This is a genomic window from Pseudomonas sp. 18.1.10 (assembly GCF_024655625.1).
Taxonomy (GTDB): domain Bacteria; phylum Pseudomonadota; class Gammaproteobacteria; order Pseudomonadales; family Pseudomonadaceae; genus Aquipseudomonas.
In genome coordinates, this window is sequence record NZ_JANLGL010000031.1 from 36,775 (window position 1) to 42,897 (window position 6,123).

7 protein-coding genes are annotated in these 6,123 nt (G+C 59.7%); 4 read left to right on the forward strand and 3 right to left on the reverse strand.

What is annotated here, in order from left to right; translation table 11 throughout:
- Positions 1-119: 119 nt before the first annotated feature.
- Positions 120-1,232 carry a TIGR00730 family Rossman fold protein gene (locus tag NUV89_RS08105; RefSeq protein ID WP_257780909.1) on the reverse strand — a complete coding sequence of 371 codons (1,113 nt, stop codon included), beginning with the start codon at positions 1,230-1,232 and terminating at the stop codon, positions 120-122.
- Between the two features lie 290 nt (positions 1,233-1,522).
- Entirely contained in the window at positions 1,523-1,963 is a 441-nt protein-coding gene (locus NUV89_RS08110) for a quorum-sensing-regulated virulence factor family protein (protein WP_257780910.1), read from the reverse strand.
- Between the two features lie 180 nt (positions 1,964-2,143).
- On the opposite strand from NUV89_RS08110, the gene NUV89_RS08115 reads away from it, so the two are divergent.
- The 3 genes from NUV89_RS08115 (at position 2,144) to NUV89_RS08125 (ending at position 4,203) form a co-directional block, all read left to right on the forward strand.
- A complete protein-coding gene (locus NUV89_RS08115) occupies positions 2,144-2,863 on the forward strand; it encodes a tRNA-uridine aminocarboxypropyltransferase (RefSeq protein WP_207039861.1) in 720 nt (239 codons plus the stop codon).
- A 251-nt stretch (positions 2,864-3,114) separates the two neighbouring features.
- The gene (gene erdR, locus NUV89_RS08120; protein ID WP_003189050.1) at positions 3,115-3,765 is read left to right on the forward strand and encodes a response regulator transcription factor ErdR; all 651 of its coding nucleotides are present in this window, start codon (positions 3,115-3,117) and stop codon (positions 3,763-3,765) included.
- 75 nt (positions 3,766-3,840) lie between these two features.
- Positions 3,841-4,203, forward strand: a complete 363-nt coding sequence (locus tag NUV89_RS08125; RefSeq protein ID WP_017137081.1) for a diacylglycerol kinase — start codon at positions 3,841-3,843, stop codon at positions 4,201-4,203.
- A 3-nt stretch (positions 4,204-4,206) separates the two neighbouring features.
- On the opposite strand, the gene NUV89_RS08130 is transcribed toward NUV89_RS08125, so the two are convergent.
- Positions 4,207-5,133, reverse strand: a complete 927-nt coding sequence (locus tag NUV89_RS08130; protein ID WP_017738246.1) for a LysR family transcriptional regulator — start codon at positions 5,131-5,133, stop codon at positions 4,207-4,209.
- 125 nt (positions 5,134-5,258) lie between these two features.
- Here NUV89_RS08130 and fpr point away from each other — a divergent pair, with 125 nt between their 5' ends.
- Entirely contained in the window at positions 5,259-6,038 is a 780-nt protein-coding gene (gene fpr, locus NUV89_RS08135; RefSeq protein ID WP_124526086.1) for a ferredoxin-NADP reductase, read from the forward strand.
- The last annotated feature ends 85 nt before the right edge of the window (positions 6,039-6,123 follow it).

Below are 6,123 nucleotides of genomic sequence, written 5' to 3' on the forward strand. Positions count from 1 at the left end.
GTTGTGGCGAGGGAGCTTGCTCCCGCTGGGCTGCGCAGCAGCCCCAACCACTCCACTACAAACCCTCCATAAAAAAGGCCCACTATGAAAATAGTGGGCCTTTTTTTTTGCTCAAAAAATCACGCCGGCTCCGGCGCCACCCGCTGCTGCGTCTTGCCCTGAGCCTGCGCCCAGTTCTCCGGCAAGTTGATGAAATCCACCAGCTCCCGCAAGCGACCTTGGTCGCGACCATTAAAGTTAAACACCAGTCGCGTCAAATGGCTGAACCTCGGCTCGTCCTGTTCCTCGCCGGTATAAGCGAGTTGGTGGAATTCCCCGCTCAACCGCAGGCTGGCAAATTCGCTCTGCAAATGGGCCAGTGCCCGATCGCTGAGGGGGTGATGCATGCGCATCACGAACTCGCGCTTCAACCAGCGCGTGGAGTGGAAGTTGGCGTAGAACTGATTGATCTCCGCCACCGCGTCCTCTGCGCTGTACACCAGGCGTACCAGCTTGAGGTCGGTGGGCAGGATATAGCGGTTGGCTTCCAACTGGCTGCGGATAAAGTCCAGCGCGCCTTGCCAGAAGCCGCCACCAGGAGCGTCCAGCAACACGACGGGCACCAACGGGCTTTTGCCGGTCTGGATCAGCGTCAGCACTTCCAGTGCTTCATCCAGGGTGCCGAAACCGCCTGGGCATAACACCAGTGCATCGGCTTCCTTGACGAAGAACAGCTTGCGGGTGAAGAAGAAGTGAAACGACAGCAGGTTGTCGGTGCCGTCGATGGTCGGGTTGGCATGCTGCTCAAACGGCAGGGTGATGTTGAAGCCCAGGCTATGTTCCAGGCCCGCGCCTTCGTGGGCAGCGGCCATGATGCCGCCGCCACCGCCGGTGATCACCATCAGGTCCGATTTCGCGAGCATTGCCCCGACTTCACGGGCCAAGGCATACAAAGGGCTTTCGACGGGCGTACGTGCCGAGCCAAACACCGTGACCTTGCGGCGCCCCTTGAACTGTTCCAGTACGCGGAACGCATTGTCCAACTCGCGAATGGCTTGCAAGGTGATTTTCGCGTTCCAGCGGTCGCCGTTGTCCTGGGCCATGCGCAGCACGGTAAGGATCATGTCGCGATAAAGAGGGATATTCGGGCTGTTGGGGGCAATCAGCTGGAGTTGCGCGTCGACCTGCTGCGTGAGGTCGGCTCCGCTTTGTTCAAAATGGCGGAGCAGGCGGTCATTCGGTTCGTAAGGCATTCAACTTCTCCTTCTTGCAGGGCCCGGGTGGCCGACGAGCCATTCGCCGGAGGCGACGACACTGCATGTGTCGCTGCTTGCCGCTGGGGGCAACCTTCTTTTGCCCTGAAAATGTTACAGAACAGCAGGGGAAATGCTGTGATTGAAGGGCAGGGATGGCTCGATCATGAGCCGGAAAACCCTTGGCTGGCAACCACTTATTGGTTGCTCGAGAGAGAGTCGAACTGCCCGAAAGGGCGTGAAGCGAGGGCGTGCGCACCACCGGACGGTGGTGCACGAAGGTTAAGCCGTTACTTTTTCTTCTTCGCCGCCGCTGGGGCCGGGCAATCGGCTTCGATGAACTTCACCGACGCGACAGGACGGTTGGTCTTGTTCTCGGTAATCTCATAGCGCATTACGGCGCCCTTGGCCATCAACTCGCGGTAGCCCTTGTTCAAGCACACGCTCTGGCCGAGTTGGAAATACACCGCCTTGGGGTTGGCGCGCATCTGTTCGGCGCGGTCGGGCAGCACGCTGAGGTGATCGATCAGTTGCATGCCTTCAACGGTGTAGGCCACTTCCAGGGTTTTTTCGTCGATTTCCCGGGGCAGGTCCTTGTTGCTTTCAGCTGCGACGCTTTGCAGCTTGCGGTTCATTTGGGCCTCCAGCAGCGAGGCCGCCTGGGCGCCTACAGGCAATACCAGCGCCAGGGCGATGGATGGGGCGGCAAGGCGCAGCATGGAACGCAACATGAAACTCTCCTGATTCGGGTACTGGTGCATAGACCAGCCACTGCGCTACGCGTTCAGTGGCGCGCAATTATAGGTGAGCCGTTGCCACTACAGCCAGGCGTATCGCTGGTAAACTGCCGCCACTTAAAGCCGTCCACGAGTTGTCACCGTGTCGATCTACCCGTCCCAACGGCGCATCCGATGAGCCACGCCGTCTCTCGCCTGCGCACCCAGCGTCTGGCCCGCGCCGTCCGGCCGTTCCTGAACCGTGGTTCCCGCGCCGAGCGCTGCCCGGGCTGCCGGGTCATTCCCGAGTATTGCCTGTGCGCCTGGCGGCCTAAAGTCGCGGCCAGGTCCGCGATGTGCCTGCTGATGCATGACGTTGAGCCGATGAAACCCAGCAACACCGGCTGGCTGATCGCCGATGTGATCGACGACACCACCGCGTTCGCCTGGTCGCGCACCGAGGTTGACCCCGACTTGCTGACCTTGCTGGCCGACCCGCAATGGCAGCCCTATATCGTCTTTCCCGGTGAATTCGTGGTGCCCGAGCGGGTTGTCAGCCAGGTTCAGGTCGAAGAGGGCAAGCGCCCGCTGTTTATCCTGCTGGACGGCACCTGGAGCGAAGCGCGCAAGATGTTCCGCAAAAGCCCGTACCTGGAGCATTTGCCGGTACTGAGCCTGGCGCCTGAGCAACTGTCGCGCTACAAGCTGCGCCGCTCCAAGCGCGATGATCATTTCTGCACTGCGGAGGTCGCGGCGCTGTGCCTGGAACTGGCCGACGATGGCGCCGCCAGTGAAGTGCTGGACGCCTACCTCGACGTCTTCAGCACCCATTACCTGGCGGCAAAATTCCAGTTACCCCTGGACCCCACCGACATCGTCCATACTCGTCTTGCACCCTATATCCCAGCGGTATAACCAGACGACGTTTGCATGATGGCACCGTAAACCCGCCGCCGCTAAAATGCCCAAGGGCGTAGTGCTTGACCCCCCAGGCTACGCTGGGCATGCTGAGCGCCGATTGGGGCGCAACCGTGAATTTTCGACGTCGTTGCACGTGCTTTTGACGTCGAACTTGCCCTGTGGCGATGGCTGCCTGGCCGTCGCCTAGTGTATTGGCGAACCCTGAACCCATCAGGGCTCCCATAAAAAACAGGATCATTTAATCAATGGCCACATACGAAATCCTGATAGCCGATGACCATCCGCTGTTTCGCAGCGCCCTGCACCAAGCAGTGACCCTGGGCCTTGGCCCGGACGTGCGCCTGGTCGAAGTGGCCAGCATTGCCGAATTGGAAGCCCGCCTCACCGAAAAATCCGACTGGGACCTGGTGCTGCTCGACCTGAACATGCCCGGCGCCTACGGGTTCTCGGGGTTGGTGCTGTTGCGTGGGCAATACCCGCAGATCCCCGTGGTGATGGTCTCGGCGCAAGAAGAAGCCGATGTCGTGGTGCGTTCCAAGGAGTTCGGTGCCAGCGGCTTCATTCCAAAATCCAGCGCGATGGAAGACATCCAGAAGGCCGTGCGTACGGTACTGGATGGTGATGTGTCTTGGCCGCCGCAAGCGTTTGAAGAAATCAACGTATCTGACGAAGCCAAGGCCGCCCGTGATGGCTTGGCCAGCCTGACGCCCCAGCAGTTCCGTGTGCTGACCATGGTCTGCGAAGGCTTGCTCAACAAGCAGATTGCCTACGAGCTGAGCGTGTCGGAAGCGACCATCAAGGCCCACGTCACGGCGATTTTCCGTAAGCTGGGGGTGCGCACGCGGACCCAGGCGGCGTTGCTCTTGCAACAACTTGAGTCAATTTCGCAGCATTAAGCTGTTACCGATTCACGCTTTTTTGACTTGGCGTGATCTAGTTTCCCCACTTCTTTGGTTCAGTTGCCTACGTCTATGTCGCCTTTCAAGGGTCAAACCGGTATCAAACGTATCTTCAATGCAGGGGGCTATTCCCTGGATGGCCTGCGTGCGGCTTTCACCGGCGAGGCGGCCTTCCGTCAGTTGGTGTTGCTCAACGTGATCCTGATCCCATTGAGCTTCTTCCTGCATGTCAGCCGGGTCGAACGCGCCCTGCTCATCGCCGTGTGCCTGCTGGCCTTGATCGTCGAGTTGCTCAACTCGGCGGTGGAAGCGGCGATTGACCGGATCTCCCTGGACCGCCACCCCTTGTCGAAAAACGCCAAGGACATGGGCAGCGCCGCGCAATTCGTCGCGCTGACCATGATTACCCTGGTGTGGGCCGTGATCCTGATCTGACGATCAGGCAATACTCGGCAGCACGATCTCGTCGCTGCGCTGAACCCCGGCGGTGAAGGCGCGGCACAGTTCCAGGAACTCGCGCATGGCCGAGGTCTGGTACTTCTGTTTATGCCAGATGAAGTAGAACTGCCGGGCCAGGTCCAGGTCCGGGGTTTCCACGGGCACCAGGCTGCCACGGCGGAATGCATCGCGTAGCGCCAACCGGGAAATACAGCCAATCCCCAAACCTGACTCCACGGCACGCTTGATCGCCTCGGTGTGCTCCAGCTCCAGGCGGATATTCAGCGCGCTGCGGTGATGGCGCATGGCTTGGTCAAACGTCAGGCGCGTGCCGGAACCTTGCTCCCGCAGGATCCACGCCTCACGGGTCAGCTCATCCATGCTCGCCACGCCACGCTTGGCTAAATGATGCTGGGGCGCGCAAAACACCACCAGTTCATCCTCGACCCAGGTTTGCACTTCGATATCCGGGTGGCTGCAGTCGCCTTCGATTAGACCCAGGTCAATTTCGTAGTGCGCGACCTGGTGCACGATATGCGCAGTGTTCTGCACATGCAGCTTCACCTGGCTCTCGGGGTGTTGCTGCATAAAGCTGCCGATCAGCAGGGTGGCCAGGTAATTGCCGATGGTCAGCGTGGCGCCGACCGCCAGGGAACCGAAGCCGGACTTGCCGTTGAGCAGGTCCTCGATCTCCTTGGCCTGGTCCAGCAGCGCCACGGCCTGGGGCAATAGCTGATGGCCGAGGGCGTTCAAGCTCAGCCGCTTGCCCGCGCGGTCGAATAATTGGCAGCTGGATTGGCGCTCCAGCTCGGTGATCGAGGTGCTGGCGGCGGATTGAGATAAGGCCAGAAGGCCAGCAGCGCGGGAGACGCTTTCCTGCTGGGCGACGGCGACGAAGACTTGCAGTTGACGGAGAGTAAATCGCATATCGATATAACCGATAACCCTTATCTTAATAATCCAGTTAACAGATATTGTCGCCGCCATTAGAATGCTGTGCAATTGCGCATCTATCTCTTTGGCGCAGACCCATTTCCAGGAGTTCCCCGTACATGAGCAACATGAACCACGAACGTGTCCTCAGTGTTCATCACTGGAACGACACGCTGTTCAGCTTCAAGTGCACCCGCGACCCGGGCCTGCGCTTCGAGAACGGTCAGTTCGTGATGATCGGCCTGCAACAACCCAACGGCCGCCCGCTCATGCGCGCTTACTCCATTGCCAGCCCGAACTGGGAAGAGCATCTGGAGTTCTTCAGCATCAAGGTGCCGGATGGCCCGCTGACTTCCCAATTGCAGCACTTGAAGGAAGGCGACGAGATCATCATCAGCAAAAAACCGACAGGCACCCTGGTGCTTGACGATTTGAAGCCGGGCAAACACCTGTACCTGCTCAGCACCGGCACTGGCCTCGCTCCGTTCATGAGCGTGATCCAGGACCCGGAAACCTACGAGCGCTTTGAAAAAGTGATCCTGTGCCACGGCGTGCGTTACGTCAACGAAGTCGCTTACCGCGAGTTCATCACCGAGCACCTGCCGCAGAACGAATTCTTCGGCGAGGCCCTGCGTGAGAAGTTGATCTACTACCCAACCGTGACCCGCGAGCCGTTCGAAAACGAAGGCCGCCTGACCGACCTGATGCGCAGCGGCAAGCTGTTCACCGACATCGGCCTGCCGCCGATCAACCCCGAGGACGACCGCGCCATGCTGTGCGGCAGCCCAAGCATGTTGGACGAGACCAGCGAAGTGTTGAACAGCTTCGGCCTGAAAGTTTCGCCACGCATGCGTGAGCCGGGTGATTACCTGATCGAGCGTGCGTTCGTCGAGAAGTAATGCTGAGTCAGTAACACCATAGATCCAAAAAAATGTGGGAGCGGGCTTGCTCGCGAAAGCGGAGTGTCAGTCGACAGAGTTATTG

What these genes read in the sequence shown, in the direction of transcription:
- NUV89_RS08130 (WP_017738246.1), bottom strand. Translation starts at nt 5,133, where the DNA reads ATGCGATTTACTCTCCGTCAACTGCAAGTCTTCGTCGCCGTCGCCCAG.
- NUV89_RS08115 (WP_207039861.1), top strand. Translation starts at nt 2,144, where the DNA reads ATGAGCCACGCCGTCTCTCGCCTGCGCACCCAGCGTCTGGCCCGCGCC.
- erdR (WP_003189050.1), top strand. Translation starts at nt 3,115, where the DNA reads ATGGCCACATACGAAATCCTGATAGCCGATGACCATCCGCTGTTTCGC.
- NUV89_RS08125 (WP_017137081.1), top strand. Translation starts at nt 3,841, where the DNA reads ATGTCGCCTTTCAAGGGTCAAACCGGTATCAAACGTATCTTCAATGCA.
- NUV89_RS08110 (WP_257780910.1), bottom strand. Translation starts at nt 1,963, where the DNA reads ATGTTGCGTTCCATGCTGCGCCTTGCCGCCCCATCCATCGCCCTGGCG.
- fpr (WP_124526086.1), top strand. Translation starts at nt 5,259, where the DNA reads ATGAGCAACATGAACCACGAACGTGTCCTCAGTGTTCATCACTGGAAC.
- NUV89_RS08105 (WP_257780909.1), bottom strand. Translation starts at nt 1,232, where the DNA reads ATGCCTTACGAACCGAATGACCGCCTGCTCCGCCATTTTGAACAAAGC.